General features: G+C 47.5%; 17 protein-coding genes. All 17 read left to right on the top strand.

The features are described 5' to 3' along the window. The first annotated feature begins 57 nt into the window (after positions 1-57). The 17 genes from rfbB to H0G69_RS07600 all read left to right on the top strand — a co-directional run bounded on the left by rfbB (position 58) and on the right by H0G69_RS07600 (position 22,283). A complete protein-coding gene (rfbB, locus tag H0G69_RS07680; protein ID WP_205311107.1) occupies positions 58-1,005 on the top strand; it encodes a dTDP-glucose 4,6-dehydratase in 948 nt (315 codons plus the stop codon). A 1,039-nt stretch (positions 1,006-2,044) separates the two neighbouring features. Further along, positions 2,045-4,276 carry an anaerobic ribonucleoside-triphosphate reductase gene (gene nrdD / locus H0G69_RS07675; RefSeq protein ID WP_180304605.1) on the top strand — a complete coding sequence of 744 codons (2,232 nt, stop codon included), beginning with the start codon at positions 2,045-2,047 and terminating at the stop codon, positions 4,274-4,276. Positions 4,277-4,592: 316 nt separating this feature from the next. Then, positions 4,593-5,180 carry an anaerobic ribonucleoside-triphosphate reductase activating protein gene (nrdG, locus tag H0G69_RS07670; protein ID WP_006500163.1) on the top strand — a complete coding sequence of 196 codons (588 nt, stop codon included), beginning with the start codon at positions 4,593-4,595 and terminating at the stop codon, positions 5,178-5,180. A gap of 10 nt (positions 5,181-5,190) precedes the next feature. Beyond that, the gene (gene sufC, locus H0G69_RS07665; RefSeq protein WP_205311111.1) at positions 5,191-5,961 is read left to right on the top strand and encodes a Fe-S cluster assembly ATPase SufC; all 771 of its coding nucleotides are present in this window, start codon (positions 5,191-5,193) and stop codon (positions 5,959-5,961) included. Further along, complete coding sequence (locus H0G69_RS07660) at positions 5,958-7,151, top strand: SufB/SufD family protein (protein WP_240164335.1); 1,194 nt, start codon at positions 5,958-5,960, stop codon at positions 7,149-7,151. Before sufC ends, H0G69_RS07660 begins: the two co-directional genes overlap by 4 nt. After that, complete coding sequence (gene sufB / locus H0G69_RS07655) at positions 7,144-8,577, top strand: Fe-S cluster assembly protein SufB (protein WP_180304603.1); 1,434 nt, start codon at positions 7,144-7,146, stop codon at positions 8,575-8,577. The genes H0G69_RS07660 and sufB overlap by 8 nt, the downstream gene beginning before the upstream one ends. A gap of 654 nt (positions 8,578-9,231) precedes the next feature. Continuing rightward, positions 9,232-10,155, top strand: a complete 924-nt coding sequence (locus H0G69_RS07650) for an IS30 family transposase (RefSeq protein ID WP_180304602.1) — start codon at positions 9,232-9,234, stop codon at positions 10,153-10,155. Between the two features lie 35 nt (positions 10,156-10,190). Beyond that, the gene (gene apf, locus H0G69_RS07645) at positions 10,191-11,012 is read left to right on the top strand and encodes an aggregation-promoting factor (RefSeq protein WP_180304601.1); all 822 of its coding nucleotides are present in this window, start codon (positions 10,191-10,193) and stop codon (positions 11,010-11,012) included. Between the two features lie 447 nt (positions 11,013-11,459). Next, positions 11,460-11,957: an acyl-CoA thioesterase gene (locus H0G69_RS07640; RefSeq protein ID WP_180304600.1), complete on the top strand. Its 498-nt coding sequence runs from the start codon at positions 11,460-11,462 to the stop codon at positions 11,955-11,957. Positions 11,958-13,266: 1,309 nt separating this feature from the next. Beyond that, on the top strand, positions 13,267-13,890 hold the full coding sequence (apf, locus tag H0G69_RS07635; RefSeq protein WP_180304599.1) for an aggregation-promoting factor: 624 nt from the start codon (positions 13,267-13,269) through the stop codon (positions 13,888-13,890). Positions 13,891-14,323: 433 nt separating this feature from the next. Further along, positions 14,324-15,133: a Cof-type HAD-IIB family hydrolase gene (locus tag H0G69_RS07630; RefSeq protein WP_180304598.1), complete on the top strand. Its 810-nt coding sequence runs from the start codon at positions 14,324-14,326 to the stop codon at positions 15,131-15,133. A 489-nt stretch (positions 15,134-15,622) separates the two neighbouring features. After that, positions 15,623-16,651 (top strand): N-acetyl-gamma-glutamyl-phosphate reductase, encoded by a 1,029-nt coding sequence (gene argC, locus H0G69_RS07625; RefSeq protein WP_074504998.1) that lies wholly within the window; start codon positions 15,623-15,625, stop codon positions 16,649-16,651. Positions 16,652-16,669: 18 nt separating this feature from the next. After that, positions 16,670-17,896, top strand: coding sequence for a bifunctional glutamate N-acetyltransferase/amino-acid acetyltransferase ArgJ (argJ, locus tag H0G69_RS07620; RefSeq protein ID WP_155519156.1), 1,227 nt, complete (start codon positions 16,670-16,672; stop codon positions 17,894-17,896). Positions 17,897-17,905: 9 nt separating this feature from the next. Further along, positions 17,906-18,643, top strand: coding sequence for an acetylglutamate kinase (gene argB / locus H0G69_RS07615; protein ID WP_180304597.1), 738 nt, complete (start codon positions 17,906-17,908; stop codon positions 18,641-18,643). A 4-nt stretch (positions 18,644-18,647) separates the two neighbouring features. After that, complete coding sequence (locus H0G69_RS07610) at positions 18,648-19,808, top strand: acetylornithine transaminase (RefSeq protein WP_180304596.1); 1,161 nt, start codon at positions 18,648-18,650, stop codon at positions 19,806-19,808. Positions 19,809-20,166: 358 nt separating this feature from the next. Further along, the gene (locus tag H0G69_RS07605) at positions 20,167-20,604 is read left to right on the top strand and encodes an Hsp20/alpha crystallin family protein (RefSeq protein WP_006500148.1); all 438 of its coding nucleotides are present in this window, start codon (positions 20,167-20,169) and stop codon (positions 20,602-20,604) included. A 200-nt stretch (positions 20,605-20,804) separates the two neighbouring features. Then, positions 20,805-22,283 (top strand): YfcC family protein, encoded by a 1,479-nt coding sequence (locus tag H0G69_RS07600; protein WP_180305429.1) that lies wholly within the window; start codon positions 20,805-20,807, stop codon positions 22,281-22,283. Positions 22,284-22,287 lie beyond the last annotated feature (4 nt).

Below are 22,287 nucleotides of genomic sequence, written 5' to 3'. Positions count from 1 at the left end.
GCTCGGTTAAATCCAAGGCAGCTCTTTTTTAATTGGAATTTTTTGGAGATGATGTTTTTGCAGCTATTGGTAACTGGTGGGGCCGGCTTTATTGGCAGTCACTTTATTGATTATGAACTTGCACACGATCAAAGCATTGAGATCGTAAACCTGGATGCTTTGACCTATGCCGGCAACGTTGCCAACAACGCGCAGGCAGCTGGCAATGCTCGCTATCATTTCGTTCATGGCAGCATCAACAATCGGGAGCTGGTTGACTGGCTGCTGCAGGAATTTGCCATTGATCATATCGTTAATTTTGCGGCCGAGTCACACGTTGACAATTCACTGAAAAATCCGGAGCTCTTTACCAAAACCAACGTCTTAGGCACGCAGGTTTTATTGGATGCTGCTTATCAAGCCAATATTCAAAAATTCGTTCAGATTTCAACTGACGAGGTCTATGGTACGATGGCGCCTGGGCAAGCGGCTAAGGAAACCGATCCGCTGCATCCCAGTTCGCCATACGCTGCCAGCAAAGCAGGGGCGGATATGCTGGCGATGGCGATGGTGCACACGTTTGGCATGCCAATCTGCATTACGCGCAGCACGAACAACTTTGGCCCGCGTCAGCATCATGAAAAACTATTGCCAATGCTGATTCAAAATGCGCTGCGCAATCGATCGCTTACCATTTATGGCCAAGGTACCGACCGGCGTGACTGGCTGTACGTCAAAGACAACTGCGCGGCCATTGATTTGGTTTTGCGTCATGGTCAGTTGGGCCAGATCTTTAATATCGGTGCGCATCAAGAAAAGAGCAACAATGAGGTTACGAAAATGGTGCAGACGGAATTGGGCTTTTCCGATCAGTTGATTCGTCACGTTGCTGAACGGCCTGGCCATGATCTGCGTTATTCGCTTGATACCAGCCAGATTGAAACCCAACTGCATTGGAAGAGTCAGACAGATTTTGCGCTTGGCCTGCAGGAGACGATTGCCTGGTATCGCAAGCATCAGCGTTAAGTTCCAGCGCGGAAGTCCTTGTATTAATCGATTGGTCAAAGTGTGGTCCAGTTTCAGCGCGGAAATTCCCATGTTAATTGACTGACGGCAGCCTTAAATCTGTTTTGCGGTCGTTATTATGATGGTTCCCTACTTTCGATAAGTTAATCGTTGTTCATCAAGAACTGTTAGTGGTTTGAGAATTTGGCTGTTGCAAATAAAGTCAGGCTATGCTGAAAATATGATTGTTCCAAGACAATAATTTCAAGTACTAAAGCGCCGGACCACCTTTACAATCGTTCGACGTTTTTATAATGTAATGATTTCTCATCGGGAATTATTGCAGTGCATTTTAACGAATTAGATGACTGCCTGGCTTTTATGCTGGACGGTTTTTTGATTATTAGGAAGTTGCTGCTGAACAATATTCTTATGATAAAGTTCTAAAAGAAAAAGCAACTTCTAAAAAGATCTAAAAGCGGTTCAAGATCCAAATTCCGTTTACTATGACTATCTCGAGTTTTAGAGGATTGGTTTCGTTTGTCGGCGTTGAAAAATTAAAACAGCTCGATCGTAATGGTCGGGCTGTTATTTATAATAGTAGAAAAATTTAAAAGTCGTGGCGGCAGCTGGCTCGCAAAAAATTTTTTAAAGCTTGATCCAATCATAACTGTCACGTTTTACTCGGTGCAAAATTCTTGTCAAGCCTTGATATATCAATGATTAGCAACTAAGATAGTCTTTGGCTCTTTTTGGAAGTGATGGGATTTTTATCATATATCCAGAAAAAATTAGGGCGATTTTTGAGCGTATCAAACGATAAATTAGCGTTAAATTATACATTGAATTCAGTTCGATATGCGATTCATGTCAAATCAAGAATTGAGTTTTAACATGCTTTTGATCGCCTTAACGTACGATTATGAAATCTATTTTATAACCTTGATCTGCAATAACAAATCACTGACTACAACATATAGTGATGTAAAAGTCAAGGGTTAACTAGATGTTGTGTTTTGCGTTAATATAGATCATGTTAATTAAGAGGGGGACGATGGCTATGAAGCTGCAGACGGAGAAAAATACCGGCCTCAAGAACTTGGCCGATTTGAAAGTTGTAAAACGCGACGGGACAAAAACGCCTTTTTATGCATATAAGCTTAACTTAGTATTTAAGGCCCTTGACGCGGATTGGGCAACGCAACAATCCGTCTGCCAAGCTTTGTCACAGGCCTTTAAGGATCAGGCAAGCGCCACGACCGTTGATATCGCTGAAACTTTTGTTGATGGACTGCGCCAGGCGGGCCATGATGATCTGGCAACGCGCTACATTGAATACCGCAAACAGGATGAAGAAGCCTTTGCCGAGGCCACTAATCCGATGAACAAGCTCCATCAGCTGTTTGGTCGCGATTCCCATATCGTGCACGAAAATGCCAACAAGGATTCGCGCGTCTTTAACACGCAGCGGGACTTGGAAGCCGGCGTGGTCAGTCGGGCACTGGGCTTGAAGATGCTGCCGGAAGTCGTTGCCAAGGCTCATCTGCGCGGCGACATCCACTGGCACGACCTTGACTACTCGCCAGTAATGCCAGAAACCAACTGCTGTCTGATCGACTTTGACGAAATGTTTAAAAACGGCTTTAAGATTGGCAATGCCTGGGTTTCATCGCCACGTTCCATTCAAACGGCGACGGCTCAGATGTCACAGATCATTGCCAACGTGGCCTCACTGCAGTATGGTGGCTGTTCAGCCAACCGCATCGACCAGCTGTTGGAGCCATACGCCAAGCTTAACTATGAAAAGCACATGAAAGATGCCAAGGAATGGGTTGCACCAGACAAGCAGGAAGCCTACGCCAAGGCCAAAACCAAAAAAGACATCTATGACGCGATGCAGGCTCTGGAATATGAGATCAACACGCTCTACTCCAGTCAGGGGCAGACGCCATTTACGACGATCAACTTTGGTTTGGGAACTTCCTGGATCTGCCGAGAGATTCAAAAAGCAATTTTACAGATTCGCATCAAGGGGCTGGGCAAGGAACATCGGACAGCGATCTTCCCAAAGCTGATCTTTACTTTAAAGCGCGGTCTGAACCTCAAGCCAGGCGATCCCAACTACGATATCAAACAGTTGGCGCTGGAATGCTCGACTAAGCGGATGTACCCTGACCTGCTGATGTATGACAAGATCAAGGAGATTACGGGCTCATTCAAGACGCCAATGGGTTGCCGGTCGTTTTTACAGGGCTGGAAAGATGAAAATGGCAAAGAGGTCAACTCTGGCCGGATGAATCTGGGCGTGGTTACGGTCAACCTGCCCCGAATCGCCTTGGAGGCCCATGGCGACAAGCAGCTGTTCTGGCAGATCTTTGATGAAAAGATGAATATTGCCAAGATCGCGCTGGACTACCGGATCAAGCGGACTAAGGAAGCTAAGCCGGAAAACGCGCCGCTGCTTTACATGTATGGTGCGTTTGGCAAGCGGCTGAAGAAAGACGACAGCGTTGATGAGGTCTTCAAGAACAGCCGTGCGACCGTATCATTGGGCTACATTGGTCTGTATGAGGTCTGCTCAACGTTCTACGGTCCAAAGTGGGAACACAACAAAGAAGCTCACGACTTTGCGGTTTCGATCGTCAAACAGATGCATGACCTTTGCGCGCAATGGGAAAAAGAAGAAGGCTACCACTTCAGCGTCTACTCCACGCCAGCCGAATCGTTGACGGACACGTTCTGCCGGGATGATGAAAAGAAGTTTGGCCTGGTTGAAGACGTCACTGATAAGGAATACTACACCAACAGCTTCCACTATGACGTCCGCAAGCATCCGACGCCGTTTGAAAAGCTGACGTTTGAAGAAGACTTCCCTCAGTATGCGGCGGGCGGTTTCATTCACTACTGCGAATATCCAAACCTGCGTCAGAATCCAAAAGCATTGGAAGCCGTTTGGGACTGGGCATACGATCATGTCGGCTATCTGGGTACCAACACTTCAATTGACCAATGCTTCAAGTGCGGCTTTAAAGGCGAGTTCAAGGCCACGGCGCGCGGCTTTAAGTGTCCACAATGCGGCAACACCGATCCCGCAACCTGTGACGTGGTTAAGCGGACTTGCGGCTACCTTGGCAATCCTCAAGCACGGCCAATGGTTCATGGTCGTCACGAAGAAATCATTCACCGGGCTAAGCACATGGATCCCGGGATGATCAAGACGGCCGCTGAATTCCAACGGAGCCGGCAGCTGGATGACAAGGCGCACGCCAACATCACCGGCGATCAGATCTAGCAGGCTGCCAGCGTCTGGTTCAGCATCTTAGGCAGCCGGCAAAATGCTCAGCTCAGCTTTAGCCAAAGTGCTGCGTCTGCATTTTAGAAAACCAAAGTGCTGAATCCTTGTCTTGGAAAATTCGGTGCCCGCAATTTAAAGACCACGCGGCGACTAGGGCAATGATCAGCACGTCTAAAATATGGCTGACTTAAAATGAAGCCACATTAAGCATCGGCGTTTCAATCAAAATTAAACAACTCGTGAATACCGCTAAGGGTCCGCATTCGGCTAGACCGAACGTCGGGCCTTTATTGCTTTAGAAAGGAAGATATACATGGCAAAAGAACGTCCAATCAGACTCCCCAAGAATCCTAAACCCAAGGAATGGCTGGCTGAGGATCATTCCTTACAATACATTGCTGACTACAAGCCATTTAACTTTGTCGATGGTGAAGGGGTGCGCTGCAGTCTTTACGTCAGCGGCTGCCTGTTCAACTGTCCTGGCTGCTACAACAAGGCTGCGCAAAATTTTCACTATGGTCAGCCCTATTCACAGGAACTGGAAGATCAGATTATTGAAGACTTGGATCATGACTATGTTCAAGGACTGACGCTGTTGGGCGGGGAACCATTCTTGAACACCCAGGTCTGCTTAAAGATCATCAAGCGCGTGCGCAAGGAGTTTGGCCATACCAAAGACATCTGGTCATGGTCGGGCTACACCTGGGAAGAGCTGCAGCAGGAATCATATGACAAACTGGAAATGCTGAGCCTGATCGATATTTTGGTTGACGGCCGCTTTTTAGAAGGGCAAAAGGATTTGACGCTGCAGTTTCGAGGTAGTGCCAACCAGCGCATCATTGACGTGCAGAAATCATTAAAAGCCAACCAAGTCGTTATCTGGGATAAGCTGGTTCACTAGAAAAGAGGCCATCATGACACTAAAAATCAATCATCTGCATGCCATTATCAAAGAAACCGGCGAAGAAATCTTAAAAGGCGTTGATCTAACGGTGCCAACCGGTGAGATTCATGCCATCATGGGTCCCAATGGCACGGGAAAGTCAACGCTGTCAGAAACGATCATGGGCTATCCGGCCTATGAGGTTACGCAAGGTACGGTAGAGTTTGATGGTCAAGACGTCTTGAGTCTGCCAGTCAACGAACGCGCCAGACTGGGAATGTTTTTGGGGATGCAGTATCCGGCCGAGATTCAAGGAGTCAACAATGCTGATTTTATCCGCACGGCAATCAATGCTCAGCGTCCTGAAGATGATCCATTGCCAGTGCTACAGTTTATTCAACGCCTGCAGGAAAACATGGCGCTGCTGGAAATGCCCGATGATATTACCGATCGTTATTTAAACGTGGGCTTTTCCGGTGGGGAGAAGAAGCGCAATGAAGTTTTGCAGATGCTGATGCTGCAGCCTAAACTGGCGATTTTAGATGAGATTGACTCGGGGCTGGATATTGATGCGCTGCGAATCGTGGCCAAAGGGATCAATCATCTGCGCGGTCCTGAATTCAGTGCGTTATTGATCACTCATTATGAGCGGCTGCTGGAGTACGTTACGCCAGACAAGATTCACGTCATGGTGGATGGTCAGATCGTCAAGACGGCGGGACCGGAACTGGCTGACGAACTGGAAGCAGACGGCTATGCCAAGTATGAACAAATCAGAAGAAATGGCGTGAGCGAATGAATCAACAACTTTTAAGTCAAGTGATGGCCAGCTGTGTGAATGCACCAGACTGGCTGATGAAAAAAAGACAGTTGGCGGTTTTGCTGCAAGAACGGTTCAAAAGCACGCCAGCCGCGGAAAAAATCATGGCTGCCTGGCTGGAAAATCCCAGTCTCGCCCAGCTTGAGCAAGCAGCTGATGAGCAGGCAGATGCTGATCAAGTTAAAGCTGTCGTCCCGTCCACGACTGGCTGGGTTAATCTGCCTTTGTTTACCGCTGCAAATGCCTATCCCGAATTGCTGCAGGAAAATCTGATGGAAAAGGCGATCTCATGGCAGGACAGTCAGCTCAATGCCATGCACCTGGCCTTGCTGAATGGCGGCCGCTTCATCTATATTCCAGATGGCACGATCGTCAAAGAGCCCATTGAACTGACCGTTGACTGTCCATTGCCGAACTATCATAATCTGGTGATCGTCGGTGCCGGCGCTCAAGCAACCATTGTCGAGCACCAAACCACCACGAGCAGACAGCCGGCTTATTTTGGTACGGAACTGCTTTTAGGCGATGGCGCACGGGTTGACTATTATCAGTCCAATCGTTTTTCGGCCGCGCAGAATCACCAGACAGTCAGAGCCTATCAAGCACAGCATTCAGTTTTGAATATGTATCTGGCCTTGTTTGATGAGCATGATTTGACGACTGACTTTTATGCCAATCTGGATGGTCAAGGCGGAGCAGCCGAGATCAAAATGGTCACGATTGCCAGTGGTCGGCAGGTTCAAGACGTTCAGACGCAGATTCTTAATCATGGTCCGCATACGGTCGGTAATATCGTCCAAAACGGCGTGGCTAAGGACAAGGCGGTTTTAAATTTTCATGCGGTTGGCAAAACCGAGCGCGGGGCATATGGCGCCAACTCGCAACAGCAGAGTCGCATTCTGACGCTTTCTGATGAGTGCAAAGGCGAGGCGGATCCCGTGCTGCTGATTGAAGAAAATGACGTTAATGCCGGGCACGCTGCCAGTATCGGCAAGGTTGACGCGGATGATCTCTATTATCTGGAATCACGCGGTCTCAGTGAGCATGACGCGCAGGTATTGCTGACGCGGGGCTTTTTACTGCCGGTTTTAAATCAGTTCCCCGATCAAAAGCTGCGGGAAAATCTGGTTGATGAGCTGGCGCAAAGATTGGAGGAAAAGCATGAGTGATCAAGCAAGCCAACAGGCAGCAGACAAGGCAGCGATTCATGAATTTGCCAGCCAGCACTATCAGTTTGGCTTTCATGATGACGTCAAGCCGATCTTTTCAACTGGGGTCGGGCTGACGGAAGAAACGGTTCGGGAAATCTCGCGCCGCAAGCATGAGCCGGACTGGATGCTGAAGATTCGTCTGGATGCCTACCATCAATATCGTCAAATGAAGCTGCCGACTTTTGGACCTGATCTGAGTCAGCTGAATCTGGATGAGCTGCGCTATTTCCAACGGCCAACCGATCACGTAGCGCGCAGCTGGGATGACGTGCCCCAAGCGATGAAAACGACTTTTGAAAAGATGGGCGTTCCCGAAGCCGAGCGTAAATATCTGGCGGGGGCAACGGCACAATATGAATCGGAGGTTGTTTATGCCAATCTAAAGCGGGATCTTTCCCGTCAAGGAATCATTTTCATGGATACGGATACGGCCGTTCAAAAACATCCCGAAATCGTCAAACAGTATTTCGCGACGCTGGTTCATCCCGATGATAATATTTTTGCGGCACTGAATACGGCGGTCTGGTCGGGCGGTACGTTTATCTATGTACCAAAAGGCGTGCATGCAGACGCGCCGCTGCAGAGCTTTTTTAGAATCAATGCCGAAAATACGGGGCAGTTTGAGCGGACGCTGATCGTGGTTGAGGATGGCGCGAGCGTTAACTATGTCGAAGGCTGCACGGCACCAGTCTATTCTGAAGACAGTCTGCACGCGGCCGTGGTTGAGGTGTTTGTACATCCCAATGCCTTTTGCCGCTATACGACGATTCAAAACTGGTCCAGCAATGTCTACAGCCTGGAAACCAAACGTGCTGAAGCTGAAGCCGGGGCTACGATGGAATGGGTTGACGGTAATCTGGGTTCCAAAGTCACGATGAAGTATCCCAGCGTCTATCTGCGGGGGCGTGAAGCTAAAGGAACCATGCTGTCGATTGCATTTGCCAATGGTCCGATTGATCAGGATACCGGTGCCCGCATGATTCATCAGGCTCCGCACACGCATTCAACGATAATTTCCAAATCACTGTGTCGGGCAGGCGGCATCTGTGACTATCGCGGCGAGGTCAAGATGGATGAAAACGCGCACGGCTCAAGCTCGCATGTTGAATGTGACACGATTATCATGGATGACGATTCAAGTTCAGATACGATTCCATATAATAAAGTCGCAGTCGGGGACGTAACGATGGAGCACGAGGCCAAGGTATCCAAAGTTTCTGAAGAAGAACTCTACTATTTAATGTCGCGTGGACTGAGCGAAGAAGAAGCAACCAAAATGATCGTCATGGGTTTTATTGAACCGTTCACCAAGCAGCTGCCGATGGAATATGCGGTGGAATTGAATCGTTTGATTGATTTTCAAATGGAAGGCTCGGTCGGCTGATTTTTGGAACGGAAGCATTTTGCGTAGCCGAAATTTCAACCTGGCTTGCCAAGTTATGCTGCATCAGCAAAAAAACGCGAAGCTTGGTCACCCAGGTTCTAAGATTAAAGCGATAATTTGAGCTTGGCGAGGTAGTCTTTGAATTATCAGTTAAGCTGTTTGATGGGAAATAACAGTGAATTAGCACCGAAAATGCCGATCAAAGATTACAAAACTGTCACAAAAAGGGTCATAAATTCCTAAATTTTAGGATTTATGACCCTTTTTTATGAAAAATAAAAATTTTTTTACTCTAAAATATTACAAAATCAGCTATTTTTTGGTCGCGATGAAAACAAAGTGATACAAGACTATTATAATGCGATTTATAACAAGTTTAGGCCAACCTAAAACACTAAATGAAAGCGGATTACATTACACGCTTTTACAGAATTCACGATTTTTGAGATATTCCGGTAATTGCACGGTAAAGCTGAGGGGTTATAGTATTCACCGTTGATAAAGATAAAGAGCAAAAAACCTGAACTACAGATAAAAAGGGATGAATCTATTTGGCAGATTGTAAAATTTAAGTTGAACATTTAAGTGGACAGAAAAACCCATCAAGGTCTTTAATGGTGTTACCACAACATTCCATTAGAAAGAAGGACCTTAATGGGCACCACTATTTTATCATTCCAGAACCGCGTTGTCATTGAAACGCTTCATAATGAAGGACGTTCCTTACGATACATCGCTAACTACTTAGGCTTTAGTAAAACCACAGTCTTTAACGAACTTCACCGGCTCAACGGTGAGTATCAAGCTGAACTAGCGCAAACTGACTTTGAACGCAAGGTTAGTCAACGGGGGCGGAAGTCTTCGCTCACTAAAAGCCTTAAGCACTTGATTGAGGAAAAGATTCAAGTCCAGAAGTGGTCCCCTGAACAAGTTGCCCATGTAGTTGGGATTGCCTACAAGACGGTCTATAACTGGATTGATCAAGGATGGCTTGATGTACAGTTACCCGATTTGCCTGATCATGGAATTCGTCGTCATCGTGCTAAAGAAAAGCGTGGTACGTTCAGTCACGGCCGCTCCATTGAGGAGCGGCCTCATAAAGTCGAAACTCGCCAAGAATTCGGCCACTTTGAAGCTGATACCGTACTTTCTGGCAAACGTAAAGGTCAAGCTGTGGCTACTTTTGTGGAGCGTAAGAGTCGCCTTACAATTGTTAAACGGCTCCATGGTCGCGACAGTCAGTCCATGACTCAAGCCGTACTTGAACTAGCTAGTCAACTTCAAGACAAGCTCAAGACGCTTACCGTGGATCATGGGAAAGAGTTCGCTAACTATCAGGCAATTGAACAGCTAACGGGTACTCAGGTTTACTTTGCCCATGCCTATTCACCGCACGAACGCGGTAGTAATGAGAACCGTAATCGAGTTTTGCGACGGTTTATTCCCAAGGGACAAGCCATTGAAGAGCTGAGCGATCGCCAGCTGGTTCAAATCAATTGGTATCTGAATTCCCGACCACTTAAATGTCTTAACTGGCACACACCAATCGAGATCTTCTTGCTTAATCTACGTCACTAAATTCGTTCAAGTTATTTCTTGCAATCTGCCATTTTATGAAAATTTCAAAGAAAGCTGTTAAAATCTCTGCTGCCGTTGCTGGTGCCGTAGCTTTGGGCACGGTTGGCACGGCAATCACTGCCAATGCCGACACGGTTTACACGGTTCAGTCCGGCGACACGCTGTCTGGAATTTCCGCTAAGCTGGGTCACAACTTAGACTTTGTAGACCAATTGGCATCCAAGAATAACATTGCTAACAAGAACTTGATCTATGTTGGTCAAAAACTGGTTATCTCTGACGATGGCGAAGTATCCTCAGCAACTTCAGAACAAGCTGCTACGTTGCCAAGTGCTACGGCTGAAAACACGGCTACGGCACAAGACAGCACGGCGCAATCTGCTGACAGTGCCGCTCAATCAACGGCTGCTGATACCAGTGCTGAACAAGCTGCCAGTGATGCTGCCGCTGCTCAGGCTGCCAGTGACGCTGCTGCTTCTCAAGCTGCCGCATCCCAAGCCGCTGCTTCTCAAGCTGCTGCTGCCCAGGCCCAAGCCGCTCAACAACAAAGTGCGCAAGTTCAAGCAACTACTTACAGTGCCAACACTTACAGCACCAATACGACGACCACGACCTACACTTCTACGGTTAGTGGCGACGAAGCAGCTGCTAAGGCTTGGATTGCCAACAAAGAATCTGGCGGCAGCTACACCGCACAAAATGGTCAATACTACGGTAAGTACCAATTGAGTTCTTCTTACTTGAATGGCGACTACTCAGCTGCTAACCAAGAACAGGTTGCTGACAATTACGTTGCCAATCGTTACGGTTCATGGACGGCTGCCCAACAATTCTGGCAGACTCATGGCTGGTACTAAAAATCAGCTTAACTAAATAATATGAAAGGCAATGGCGATTTTCGGCCATTGACCCATACCCTCAAAGTTGGAAATACAACTTTGAGGGTATTTTTATGATATATGAGAGAAATGGGACGGTTTGATAAATGAGGCGACAGATGACAGTGAGTTGGGCGCTGCTGCAAAAAGATAGGGAATTGATCTAGGGGTGGATGCCGCTTTGAAGCGAGTTGATTTGACATAGGGCTGGGCACTGTTTTGAATCGGCAAGGCGGTTTTAGCTTTGAAATGGCAAGCGGGTTTGATTTTGAATCTACAGGCGGGTTAGCTAGGACAGATTTAGATAGCCAAAATGCTTGAATGGTTTGTTACATTATAAGGAAGCAATTATTCAAAGCAGATGTGCGGGCAATTTCTAGTAGTGTTAGAATAAGACGCAGATAAAATTGAGAAGAGGGATTTGTGATGACTGCAATCAACTGTCAACAAACACGAATTGAAACAACGCATCGGATTTTGAATGGTGACTTGAATGAGCATGGGACGCTGTTTGGCGGTCGCCTGTTGGAAGCCGTGGATGCAGAGGCTTCAGTCGCGGCAATGAGGGTTGCAAGGGCTACTTTGGTCACGGCAGCCATGGATCACGTTCAATTCGTCAAGCCGTTTCACCTGCAGGATGCCATGATTGTCAGAGCAGTGGTTACTGGACTGGGGCATCGGTCAGTTGAGGTATTCGTAAAAGTTTTGGGCGAGCACTTGATGACTGGCGAACGTTTTGTTGGCTTTACCTGCTTTTTGACCTATGTAGTGCCAGGAGCAGAGTCGGGGTTGGCCTACGATGAATTGATTGCTGATAATGATGAAACCAAATATCTGCTGGCTGGCTATCAGGATCGTCGTGCGCAGCGGGGCGCGGTTCGTCAGCAGGAACGCGATTTGTTGGCTCATTTGAGTTGCGAATAGGAGGGCACGTTTACTAGCGGTCTGGGAATCGTTGAGACGTCGGCGGATTTACTAGCGGTTTGGAAACTATTAAGATGTTGGCGTCGCTATCTCGCGCAAAAACATCATAGCTGCGGTTGTGATATTGTCGTGCGATCGATTGCGGTAATGGACGGTCAGCTCATTAGTGATGATAGATGCCCCAGATGAAACTTTGGGGAAAGCCTCCGTATTCTGATTGGTTAAGCAGTTCAATCATACGGGGAGGGCTTTAACACCGCCTTTAAATTTACACAAACAATTTTACACTCCCAACTTTTATGCAAAAAAACTTGTATAAAACGCCCAATGAAAAACTGATTACCTACTTTTAGCAAAAATCGATGTATAAGTAGGTAAAAATTAATGTATATCGAGTTAGGGCTCCCTAACATTACCTACTATTGAACGAAAATGCCATAATAGTAGGTAGTTCACGAAGGCGGTCTAACCCAATCAGCCCCAAAATATACATTTTTACCTACTATTTAGCAAAAAGCTGCCATAAGTAGGTAAAGTTAGCGCGATCGAATATGCAGCTACCTACTGTTGGCTAAAAAACAGCGAATAGTAGGTAGTTTTAGGACTCATAGCCAGTTCAAGCCCGATTTTCTTCACAAAGTCAGCTGCTTAGCGGTGAAAAAATGGTCGCCGCCGGAATCCGTAGCAGCTGGCAGTGGGGAATGCTTATTCTGTCAGCTCGGAATATTGAGCGTCAACCTTAATTGGCTCATTAACGCTCCTGACGCAGATCTAAATCAGCTGCATCCGCTTGTTTGGCGATTCAAAAGCAGTACGCGGATTGGGTGAATGTAAAGGAGGCCAGCTGCTGAATTGACTGGGAATATAAGATTCAGTCGGTCTTGCCGATATTAACGCACTTGATGATCAGTTGAGCGATGGTGGTGTTGCGTCGCTTGACTAAGACGAAATCGGCTGCCAATTATGACATCAATAATGGGTGCCATTCAGCAATAAATTAATCAAAAATTCAAGAAAAAACCGTAATTTGAGGGCTAAAATCTTCAAATTTACGGTTTTTTTATTACAGATTGCGGGATCCCTAACTTTTTGAGTGAAACATTGATGAAAACAAAGCCAGACGCTGACGATAACGTTTTCGACACACATTGTTTAGAATTGATGAAACCGGCTTACATTACGAAACATTACGAAAATAGCGGAATTTGATATTTGCGATTAACCCGCGTGTAACGTTGAACCTGTATAGTAGTCACCGTTGATAAACAAGCAAGATCAAAACAAACGAAAAAGGATGGATTTAACAAATATGAATTTTAACAAGAAAGCTATGAAGATTACCGCAGCCGTTGCTGGTGCCGTTGCATTGGGCACGGTGGGAGCAGCAACTACGGCCAACGCCGACACGACCTACACGGTACAAGCCGGCGACACGCTTTCCAGCATTTCATACAAGTTGGGTCGCAACCTGGACTTTGTTGACCAACTTGCCCAAAACAACAACATCGCCGACAAGAACCTGATCTTCGTTGGTCAACAGTTGACGATCAAAGACGATGGTGAAGTCGTAGTCAACGATCAAAATGGTCAACAGACTGCGGTCGCCCAGGTCCAAACTCAGCCAGCTGCTCAAACGACTGCTGCTGCGCAATCAGCTGCCAGCCAAGCACCAGCAAGTACGCAATCAACGTACACTTCCGCTGTTGCTGGTAGCGATGCCGCTGCTAAGGCTTGGATCGCTGCTCGTGAATCTGGTGGCAGCTACACCGCGCAAAACGGTCAGTACTACGGTAAGTACCAACTGAGTTCTTCTTACCTGAATGGCGACTACTCAGCTGCCAACCAAGAACGCGTGGCTGATAATTACGTTGCCAGTCGTTACGGTTCTTGGACGGCTGCTCAACAATTCTGGCAAGGTCACGGCTGGTACTAAAATCCAGCTTGGTAATGCCAAATCATCCCTGATCATTTGATTTCCCAAAAAAACGATCTCAAACAATAAACATATTTCCTTACCAAAAGAAGCGGCCGCGTTTTGCGCGTCGCTTTTTTTGTGGCGAGAGCGAATGCCTAAATGAATTTATCGAAGACTGGAGCTTTTAGCAGTTGCCCAAGATACCAGCAGCTAAAACGAAATCAACCCAACCTTGCTTGGTTTTGGTACAATCTAAGAAAACGATTATTAATGAGGAAACCATGCTAACCATTTATGACCTAAAAAACAAACCATGCTGACACAGCCGAATTCTTTGATCTGACGATGGCTTATGATACCTTAAGCGGCGTATCGTTTATCAGTTCGTTTAAGATTATTGAACAAGAGCTGTTGCCGCGCTTTAAGCAGATCTTGGGAATGGAGGATCAAAATGATAAAACTAATCGCGGTTGATATTGATGGCACGCTGCTTAATGATCAAGGCCAAATTCTGCCGGGAACGATTCAAGCTGTTCACCAGGCAGCCACAGCCGGGCAAAAGATCGTGCTGTGTACCGGCCGCCCGCTTTGTGGAGTGACGGATTATCTTAAGCAGCTCGGATTTTGGCAGTACGCGGATCAGTACGTAATCAGCTATAATGGCTCGCTGATTCAGACGACGACCCAAACAACCCTGATGAGTCACCAGCTACAGTTTAGCGACTATCTTGATCTGCTAGAATTTGCTCACCAAAATCAAGCCGCGTTCAGTCTGTTGACGCCTGCGTGCATGTACGTCACGCCTGGCGATCAAAACCGCGTCATCTTAAAAGAAGCGGCAACGGTTAAGATTGAGCTGCAGACGCGTACGCTGGCAGAAATGCGTGCTTTGCCAAATCTAATACCAGTCAAGGGCATGATCTTGGATGAACCGGCCAAGCTCGATTACCTGCAAACAGTCATGCCAAAAGCCTTTAAGCAGCGCTTTACGGTTCTGCGCAGTCAAAAAGACCACCTGGAGTTCACGCATCCTTTAGCCAGTAAGGAATCCGCGCTGAGGCAGCTGGCTGATCTGCTAAAGATTGAGCCGACTGCGACGATGGCAATTGGTGATGAGCAAAATGATCTGGGAATGATAAAAGCAGCTGGAATTGGGGTGGCAATGGGCAATGCGGTACCGCAGCTGCGGGCGATTGCTGACCAGGTTACGGCCGACAACAATCATAATGGGGTTGGCGAGGCAATCTTGAAATGGCGTTAAGGGCGGCCGATTGGTAAATCATATCATTGGCAGCGGCGTTTGACCGTGAACAGCACCGTGTTAAAAGCGGCTTAGTTGATTGTCAACCGCGGATCATCGTGGCAGCTTAAAGTAATGGTTGATCAGTGAAAAAACTGGCGGTTGGTCATTGGCATTCTGACGGGTCGGTAAAAATAAGACCGTAAAAAATCTGAAAATGGGTTTGATCTAGATGGATCGGATCCATTTTTTATTTTGCATACAGTGGTATATTTTTAGAATATTATACAATTATCTGAAGGAAGAAGTTTATAGTCAGTTAGTTAATTTTGTTTATTTATTAAAATTATATTCCCTTTAAAAGCGCTTAAATAGGGATATAAGAATTATTATTCAAGGAATATGAGAAAATAGCCAATAAAAGGTTGTCGAATTCTAATTCATGGGTTATATTATCACCAATGATTTTATTAATTTTTTATGCAATCACAAACAAGGAGGTCACAGATTATGAACGCAGCCATTATCGGGGTGACTGGTTATAGCGGCACGGTCTTGTACCAGCTGCTCAGTCAGCATCCAGCGGTTGAAAACATTCACCTGTATGGTCATCAAGCTACTGCCGCACCACGTTTTTTAAATGATGAAATCGAGGCTTTCTGTGACCGACGAATCATGATTGAGTCTTATGATGTCCGAAAAATTATGGCCGAAAATGACGTTGTGTTTTTCGCCACGCCGGCGGGAGTCACTGCCAAATTGGCCCAGCCTTATTTAGACGCAGATTTTCCCGTAATCGATCTTTCCGGCGATATGCGCTTAAAGGATCCCAAAGAGTATGCCAAGTGGTACCACAAAGATCCGGCTCCAGCTGATCAATTGGCAAAAGCACAATATGGTCTGGCTGAATTCAATACCGTGCATGCCGGCTATGTTGCCAATCCCGGCTGTTACGCGACGGCCACGCTGTTAGGACTGGCGCCGCTGGTCAAAAAACATTTGATCGATCCGGACTCGATTATCGTTGATGCCAAGTCGGGACTTTCCGGCGCGGGCAAGAAACTGACGACCAGCTCGCATTTTGCCTGGATCAACGAAAACTCGCAGCCTTATAAGGTCAATCAGCACCAGCACATCCCGGAGATTCTGCAGCAGCTGCAACAGTGGGATGCAAGCGTTAAAGCTCTGCAGTTTACGACGACGCTGATTCCAGTGACGCGCGGCATTATGGCTTCGATTTATGCCAAGCCGTTGCCGGGCGTTGATGAAGAAAAACTGACCGCGGCTTTTGAAGAATGCTACGGCAAGCGACGATTTGTCCGCTTGATTAAAAACGGCTGGCCAAGCATCAAAGAAGTCAGTCATTCAAATTTCTGCGACCTGGGCTGGGCACTGGATCCTAATAGTCACACGATCCTGGTCGTTTCCGTAATTGATAATCTGATGAAAGGGGCTGCGGGACAAGCAGTCCAAAATCTGAACCATATGTTTGAACTGGACGAGACGCTGGGATTGCCAATGATTCCCAGCTGGCCATAATGAAAGGATGTCTTTAATATGATGGAACCACAAACTACGCCAAACGTTGCTTCAATTGTCGAAACTGCCTTTACCTGGCCTAAGGGTTTTTACAGTGATGGGCTGCATGCCGGACTCAAGGCTGAAAAACCAGATCTGGGCTGGCTGTTTTCCAAAGTACCAGCCAGTGCCGCAGGGGTTTATACGACCAACCAGTTCTGTGCGGCGCCAACTGCCTTGACCAAAGAAACGATCAATCATGATCATCAGCTGCAGGGAATCATCGTCAACAGTGCGATCGCCAATTCCTGCACGGGTCCCCAAGGTAAGCTGGATGCTTTAAAAGAACAGGCGCTGATGGCTAAAAAACTGGGTGTCAGCCAAAACCTGATCGGGGTGGCCTCAACTGGGGTAATCGGCGAAATGCTGCCAATGGACAAGATCAAGGCCGGGATTGCCAAGCTGAAGCAAACTAAGTCGGCTAAAGTTACCGAAGCCGTCTTGACCACGGATACTCATACCAAGACGATTGCCGTTAAGTTTGAAATCGCGGGTCATCAATGCACGATGGCAGGTTTTTGCAAGGGCTCAGGAATGATTCACCCAAAGATGGCCACCATGCTGGGCTTTGTGACGACCGATGCCAAGATCAGCGGGGCCTGCCTGCAGGATCTGTTAAGCGAGGAGGTTGACACGACTTTCAATCAGATCACGGTTGATGGCGACAACTCCACTAATGATATGGTCGTTACCATGGCAAATGGGCTGGCAATGGCGGATGAGGAATCATTGACGCCGGACCACCCCGATTATCCAGTCTTTGCCCAGGCCTACCATCAAGTGCTGAGCGCGCTGGCCAAAGAGATTGCCCGTGATGGCGAGGGGGCAACTAAGCTGGTTGAAGCCAACGTCAAGGGCGCGGCTAATGATCTGGATGCTCAGCACGTCGCTAAGGCAATCGTAGGCTCCAACCTGGTCAAGGCTGCCTTGTTTGGTCAGGATGCCAACTGGGGCCGGATCATGGGAGCAATTGGCGCAACGGATGCTGATTTGGACGTCAATCGCGTTGACATCAAGCTTAATGGCATCAACATCGTCTTGAGCAGTCATGGCGTTGACTATGACGAATGGCTGCTGCGGCAGAAACTGGCTGAAGATCAGATCAAAATCGATGTCGATCTGCATCATGGCTTTGGCAAGGGACAGGCATGGGGATGCGATCTGACCTATAAATACGTGCAGATCAATGCCTCGTACCGGAGCTAGGAGGCATTCATGAAGGATCTGATTATTATTAAAATCGGTGGTCAAGCCATCAGCGAGCTAACGGATGATTTTTTCGAACAGCTGGCAGTCTGGCGCACGCAGGGTAAAAAGATTCTGCTGCTGCATGGCGGCGGCCCTTTGATTACCAAGCTTTGCCAACAGCTGCAGGTGCCGGTCGTTAAAAAAGCCGGCGTGCGAGTAACTGATGCCCAGACATTGGCATTGACCAAACTGGTACTGTTGGGGCAGGCTCAGCCATTATTGCTGCAGAAGCTCAGCGATCATCAGCTGCCAGTCGTCGGTTTGAATGCGGCGGACAATCAGATGCTGGTGGGCAAGTATTTGGATCAAAGCATCTACGGCGAAGTGGGCACCGTCGTCAGCGTTAATCAAGATAAGCTTTTGCCGCTGTTGGACAGCTATATCGGCGTTTTGGCACCATTAGCGATGACACCGGCTGGCAATTGGCTTAATGTCAATGCCGATCAGGCCGCGGCTGACGTAGCCAGTCTATTGGGTGCTAAAAAGCTTTATCTGATGACGGATGTAGCCGGCGTTTTGAATCAGCACCATTTGATACCGCGCTTAACGAAGCTGGTTTCACAAAAACTGGTCGCTGAAAAAATCATCAGCAGCGGAATGCAGCCAAAGATCAGAGCTGCCTTTGCAGCCTGTACCGCGGGAGTTGAGCAGGTAGCCATCACCAATTGTCTGCAAAATCCCGGCACGATTATTACCAAGGAGTGATTCAATGAGCCATTTATTTCCAACTTATACTCGTTTCCCATTTGAAATCGTAAAAGGAACCGGAGCCCATCTATTTGATGAACAGGGCAATGAATACCTCGACTTGACCAGTGGCATCGGTGTCTGCGGCCTGGGCTACAACGTCAAGGCACTCAATGACGCCGTTGAACATCAGCTGCATCAAGTTTGGCACACATCCAATCTGTATGAGAGCTCGCTGCAGGAAAGCGTGGCGGCACAGCTGGGCGTTCATCAAGACATGCTGGTCAGTTTTGCCAATTCCGGTACCGAGGCCAATGAAGCGGCATTGAAACTGGCGCGCAAGGCAACGGGCCGGCTTGATTTCCTGGCATTTGATCACTCGTTTCATGGACGTTCGGCTGGCTCACTGACGGTAACGGGCAACGAGGGCATCAAGGAAGGCTTTCTTCCCCTGGTTCCTGGCGCGCGGTTTGCCAAGTACAATGACTTCGCGGCCATCGATGAGATCAAGCCGGATCTGGCTGGGGTAATCCTAGAAGTCGTACAGGGCGAAGGCGGCGTGATTGCTGGTGATGCCAAGTGGCTAAAGGCCGTTCAAGACAAATGTCACGAGGTTGGCGCGCTGCTTTTGATCGATGAGGTGCAGACTGGGATGGGCAGAACCGGCTCGCTGTTTGCCTTTGAGCAGTTTGGCCTGGATCCAGACATCTATACGGTTGCTAAGGGGCTGGCCAATGGGATTCCGGTTGGCGCGATGATCGGCAAAAAGGAGCTTGGTCAATACTTTGGTCCCGGCAGCCATGGTTCGACGTTTGCAGGCAATCCGCTGGCAATGGCGGCCGCTCAGCAGGTACTAAAGACGCTGGATCAAGAATTTTTGAGCACGGTTCAGCAAAAAGCCGCGGCAATGCATCAAGCTATGGAAAAAGAGCTGCTGCCAATGGATATGGTTGATTCAATCAGTGGCCTGGGTTTGATGATCGGCATTCATCTTAATCAAGCCGTTTCCGTGGGTCAGGTCTTGGCTCAGCTCCATTCTCAGCATGTTCTGGCACTTTCGGCTCGTGACAATACGCTGCGTCTTTTGCCACCATTGATTGCCAGTCAAGACGAGCTGCTGGCTGGTGTCGATGAGATCAAAAAAGCACTGAATGCAGTTGAATTGGCGACCGCTACCGCATAAATAAAATCCGTCAAGCCCAAACTGGTTTGACGGATTTTTGGTGTCGGGGCCAACTCAATCTGCCGGCCTGGTCTGGTGACAGATAACGGCATTTTTTCGAATGATACTGACTTATCAAATGAAAGAAAAATCATATAATACAAAAATATTTTATTTGACAAGACGTTTAAACGTGATTGTTCCAACGATGAAAGCCCTTACGAGAGTAGGAGTTCGATCGTTAAGGTCAGCAAAGGTCAAATGATTTTTGCCGAGGAGCAGAGAATTTCGCAAAGTGAAGGGTTGTATTTTTTAATATACAAACTAAGATGAAAGTGTACAAATGATATGAGTTATTATAGGAAAGGAAGTTTTGGATATGGCTAATGAAATTCAACGTCATAACAACATGTTTGACGACGTAATGAGCGCGGGCATGCGCAACTTGCTGAACGACAATTTCTTCTCTGGCTTCAACGCTAAGGCAGATCACATGAAGACCGACATTGCAGAAACCGATAAGAACTATGTCGTTAAAGTCGACATGCCTGGCTTTGACAAGAAGGACATCCACATCAACTATGAGAACAACATCCTGACGATCACGGGCCGCCGTGACACGTTTGACGACCTTTCTGACAAGGATGGCAACATTTTGCACAGTGAACGCAACTATGGTCAAATGAGCCGTTCATTCCGTCTGCCAGAAGTTGACCTGAAGAAGGCCGTTGCTCACTACAGCGATGGGGTTCTGGTTCTGACGCTGCCTAAGCTGGCACCAGAAGCCGGCACTGGCACTCACATCGAAATCGAATAATTTAATTGACAAATAGTCTTTAAATGAGTAGCAGTTTTAAATTGCTACTCATTTTTTATTTTGTCTATGTAAATGCTTTCATGAATTTGGTATAATTAATTTGTGCAATCTAACAACTTTGCAATTATTTTATTGTCTTAACAGCTAAAGGAGGGAACGTTTTGGAAAACGCAAAGCCAACCAAAAAGCACCGTTTTAAGATGCCATCCGCGTTTACGATTTTATTCTTCATTATCGTCGTCTTGGCAGTCTTAACTTGGTTTATTCCAGCCGGTAAGTACGCTACTGATTCAGCCGGCAACATTATTGCTCATACCTACCATACCGTTTCGCCGCATCCACAAGGTATCTGGGATGTCTTCATGGCAATGGTTATTGGGATGATCGGTGACAGCAAGACTGAAGGGGCAATTCAGATCGCTTTGTTCATCCTGGTAATCGGTGGGTTCTTAGGCGTCGTTAACAAAACCGGGGCCTTAAACAATGGGATTTCCGCCGTTGTTCATCGCTATGAGGGACGCGAACGGACTTTGATTCCAATTTTGATGATCCTGTTTGCTCTGGGTGGTACGACCTATGGCATGGGTGAAGAAACGCTGGCCTTTTACCCATTGCTGATTCCAGTGATGATCGGCTGCGGCTTTGATTCAATCGTCGCGGTTGCCGTAGCTTTGGTCGGCACGCAGCTGGGGTGTCTGGCATCAACGGTCAATCCATTTGCCACTGGGGTTGCCTCAGCTACATTGAAGATCTCGCCAGGTGAAGGTTTGATTCCACGGCTGATCCTGCTGGTGATCGTCACGGCGCTTGGTATCTGGTACACGATGCACTATGCCGACCAGGTCAAAAAAGATCCAACCAAATCATTGGTCTACGCTCAGCGGGCTGAAGACGAAAAACGGTTTGATATTTCTGAAAAGACGCAGGACACGCAGCCATTAACCAAGGTACAAAAACGCGTACTGTGGCTGTTTGGGATCACGTTTATCATTATGATCATGGGGCTGGTGCCATGGACTGATCTGAACAAGCACTGGACGGCCTTTGACACGTTTACCAACTGGCTGCATGGCATTCCGTTCCTGGGCGTTTTGATCGGTAAAGACATTCCAGCCTTGGGGACTTGGTACTTTAACGAAATTACGCTGCTGTTCATCTTTATGTCGGTAGTAATTATGTTTGTTGCTCATATGAAGGAAAGCGAATTTATCGATGCCTTCTTAAAGGGAATGGGCGACCTGCTCAGCGTTGCGATTATCGTGGCCGTTGCGCGTGGGATTCAGGTTATCATGAACAATGGTATGATTACGGCGACCGTTTTGCATTGGGGTGAAGTCGGACTGGGCGGCCTGTCGCGCAGTGCCTTCATCATTTTGACCTACATCTTCTACATTCCAATGTCATTCCTGATTCCATCAACTTCTGGTTTGGCTGCCGCTACGATGGGAATCATGGGACCACTGGGACACTTCTGTCATGTTTCCGGCAGTCTGGTTATCACGGCTTATCAAGCAGCTTCTGGCTGGATCAACCTGATTACGCCAACTTCCGGAATCGTAATGGGGGCCTTGGCAATTGCGCACGTCAACATCAGTATCTGGTGGAAGTGGATGGCCAAGTTCATGGTGATCCTGTTCCTGGTTACCTGCGTCTTCTTAGGTATTGCCGCGGTACTTTAGCTTT

The organism is Limosilactobacillus mucosae (assembly GCF_013423865.1).
GTDB lineage: Bacteria > Bacillota > Bacilli > Lactobacillales > Lactobacillaceae > Limosilactobacillus > Limosilactobacillus mucosae.
This window is presented reverse-complemented; position numbering and strand designations above follow the sequence as displayed.